Genomic DNA, 3,180 nt, shown 5'->3' with positions numbered 1-3,180 from the left:
GTTCGCGCCGACGATGCCGCCGGCCGCCGCGCCCGCGACCGTGCCGAGCGGGCCGCCCGTGATCAGGTAGCCGAGCGCGCCGCCTGCGGCCGCGCCGATGCCGGCGTTGCGCTGCGTGTGCGTCATCGCGCAGGCGCCGAGTTGCGACAGGACCGCGACGATCACCGCGGCACGAACGACAAAAGTGGTCTTCTTCATCATGGTTCTTGGTGTCCTCCCGTCGCGCGCGCTGCGCACGGCGGCATTTGAATCGGTGCTGCCATCATAGGAAAAGCCGAACGGGCCGGGCAATCCGATTTACCTCGTGTTACAGCCGACACAAAGTCGAGACATTGCCTGCACGCGACATCGGCACGGCGCGACGGGCCGCGGGCCGCGCGGGACCGACCCCGGTCAGGTAGAATTGCAGGATTAAACCGGCGCAACGCGCCGCCCCAACCTGACGCCAACCGCATGAGCACCGAACGCAACGACGCCCCCGCGGCTTCCAACTTCATTCGCAACATCATCGACGACGACAACCGCACCGGCAAATGGGGCGGCCGCGTCGAGACGCGCTTCCCGCCCGAGCCGAACGGCTATCTCCATATCGGTCATGCGAAGAGCATCTGCCTGAATTTCAGCATCGCGCGCGACTACGGCGGCGTCTGCCACCTGCGTTTCGACGACACGAACCCGGAAAAGGAAAGCATCGAGTACGTCGACTCGATCGTCGATGCGGTGCGCTGGCTCGGCTTCGACTGGCGCAAGGACGCGGTCGATCATCAGTATTTCGCGAGCGACTACTACGACAAGCTGTACGAGTTCGCCGAGCTGCTGATCAAGCGCGGCAAGGCCTACGTCGACAGCCAGAGCGCCGACGAGATGCGCGCGAACCGCGGCTCGCTGACCGAGCCCGGCAAGCCGTCGCCGTTCCGCGACCGCACGCCCGACGAGAACCTCGACCTGTTCCGCCGGATGAAGGCCGGCGAGTTCAAGGAAGGCGAGCACGTGCTGCGCGCGAAGATCGACATGGCGTCGCCGAACATGAACATGCGCGACCCGGTGATCTACCGGATCCGCTACGCGCACCACTACCGCACCGGCGACGCATGGTGCGTGTATCCGATGTACGACTACACGCACTGCATCTCCGATGCGCTCGAAGGCATCACGCATTCGCTCTGCACGCTCGAGTTCGAGGATCACCGCCCGCTGTACGACTGGGTGCTGAACGAGCTCGCGGATGCCGGCATCTTCACGCGCCCGCTGCCGCAGCAGATCGAATTCTCGCGACTGAACCTCACGTATGCGATCACGAGCAAGCGCAAGCTGCTGCAGCTCGTCACCGAAGGCCATGTCGACGGCTGGGACGATCCGCGCATGCCGACGATCGTCGGCATCCGCCGCCGCGGCTTCACGCCCGAGAGCATTCACCTGTTCTGCGAGCGGATCGGCGTGACGAAGGTCGACTCGTGGATCGACATGAGCGTGTTCGAAGGCGCGCTGCGCGACGATCTCGACGACAAGGCGCCGCGCACGGTCGCGGTGCTCGACCCGCTGAAGCTGATCATCGACAACTATCCGGAAGGCCAGGAAGAAGCCTGCACGGCGCCCGTGCATCCGCATCATCCGGATCGCGGCGTGCGCACGTTCCCGATCTCGCGCGAGCTGTGGATCGAGCGCGAGGACTTCGCCGAGCAGCCGCCGAAGGGCTATTTCCGCCTGTTCCCCGGCAACAAGGTGCGGCTGCGCTACGGCTACGTCGTCGAGTGCACGGGCTTCGACAAGGATGCCGACGGCAACGTGACGGCCGTGCACTGCAACTACTTCCCGGACAGCAAGTCGGGCACCGACGGCGCGAACAACTACAAGGTCAAGGGCAACATCCACTGGGTCAGCGCCAAGCATGCGCAGCCGGCCGAAGTGCGGATCTACGACCGCCTGTTCAAGGAGCCGCATCCGGATGCCGGCGGCGCGAACTTCCTCGATGCGCTGAATCCCGATTCGAAGAAGATCGTGCATGCGTTCGTCGAGCCGGGCGCCGGCGACGTCGCGCCGGAAACGCGTCTGCAGTTCGAACGGCACGGCTACTTCGTCGCCGATCGCGTCGATTCGAAGCCGGGCAAGCCGGTGTTCAACCGCATCGTCGGGCTGCGCGACAGCTGGAGCAAGCCGGTCTGACCGGCTCCCCGCGCATCGCATAAAAAACCGGCTCGCGCCGGTTTTTTATTGCCCTTCGGTTTTGCGACGGGAAGCCGCGCGTCCGCTCATGCGTCCGACAGCCGCCGATGAAGTTCCGCGAGCGGCAGCGTCGTATGGAACAGCCGTGCGAGGCTGCGGCTCGCATAGGCGTCGACGTCGGCGGGATCGGTCCACCGATACGCGTCCATCTCGGGAATCGGCGAGCCGTCGCGGCGGCTCGGAAACAGCGACGTGCAGGTGCAGCGCGCGAGGTCGATCTCGTCGGGCGCGACGCGCACCGCGAACAGGTGCAGATCCTTGTCGTGCCGATAGGCGAAGCGGCCGAGATCGACGAGCCGCTCGGGCGCGATCTCGATCCCGGTTTCCTCGCGCAGCTCGCGCAGCGCCGCGTCGCGCGGCGACTCGCCCGGCTCGCCCTGCCCCTTCGGGATGTCCCAGTGCGTGGTGTCCGTCGCATGCGCGAGGAACACGCGGCCGGCCGCATCGAGGATCACGACGCCGCACGACACCGTGCGCGGCGCACCGCTGCGCCTCATTGCCCGTGTGCTCAGCGCTTCTGCAGCTGCCACTTGCCCGCGGCCGTCTGGCAGTAGACGGGCTTGAGCGTCATCGTCTGTCCCTTCGCCGCGATCTCGGTCGTCACTTCGCGGCAGTGCTTGCCGTCCTTGTCGAGCGTCGCCGGCGTCAGCTTCGCTTCGATCTGCGTGCGGCCGCCGCTGCTCTGCCACGTCGTCGTCTCGCCGTCCTTGCCGGCGTCGCGCGCGTGCACGACGGCTTTCGTCAGCGAGGCGGCGTCGGCCTTGCTGAAATATGTGATCGGCGTGTCGTTCAGAAAGCCCAGGTTGCTTTGCGCATGGGCGGACAGCATGGCGGTCGCACACGCTGCGCCGGCCAGCGCACGCGCGATGAAAAGGGATGCACGCATCGACATATTGTTCTCCTTGGATGTTCGAGCGACGCGCGCGGCGCGGCCGGTGACCCGGCATGCGCCGCGCG

The 3,180-nt window shown here is 66.4% G+C and carries 4 protein-coding genes; 1 reads left to right on the top strand and 3 read right to left on the bottom strand.

The genetic code is table 11. The features are described 5' to 3' along the window. The coding region (locus HMPREF3115_RS28015; RefSeq protein WP_070557019.1) for an ornithine acetyltransferase at positions 1-201 on the bottom strand (201 nt) is incomplete at its 3' end. 252 nt (positions 202-453) lie between these two features. On the opposite strand from HMPREF3115_RS28015, the gene HMPREF3115_RS28010 reads away from it, so the two are divergent. Then, on the top strand, positions 454-2,163 hold the full coding sequence (locus tag HMPREF3115_RS28010) for a glutamine--tRNA ligase/YqeY domain fusion protein (protein ID WP_070557017.1): 1,710 nt from the start codon (positions 454-456) through the stop codon (positions 2,161-2,163). Positions 2,164-2,249: 86 nt separating this feature from the next. Here HMPREF3115_RS28010 and HMPREF3115_RS28005 read toward each other — a convergent pair whose 3' ends face one another. Together HMPREF3115_RS28005 and HMPREF3115_RS28000 are read right to left on the bottom strand one after the other, a co-directional pair. Continuing rightward, a complete protein-coding gene (locus HMPREF3115_RS28005; RefSeq protein ID WP_006402155.1) occupies positions 2,250-2,720 on the bottom strand; it encodes an NUDIX hydrolase in 471 nt (156 codons plus the stop codon). A gap of 11 nt (positions 2,721-2,731) precedes the next feature. After that, positions 2,732-3,115, bottom strand: a complete 384-nt coding sequence (locus tag HMPREF3115_RS28000; RefSeq protein WP_006402156.1) for a hypothetical protein — start codon at positions 3,113-3,115, stop codon at positions 2,732-2,734. Positions 3,116-3,180: the final 65 nt, after the last annotated feature.

Source organism: Burkholderia sp. HMSC10F09, from assembly GCF_001806955.1.
GTDB classification, from domain to species: Bacteria; Pseudomonadota; Gammaproteobacteria; order Burkholderiales; family Burkholderiaceae; genus Burkholderia; species Burkholderia multivorans.
The sequence above is the reverse complement of the archived record's forward strand: the minus strand, read 5'-3'. Positions and strand labels throughout refer to the sequence as shown.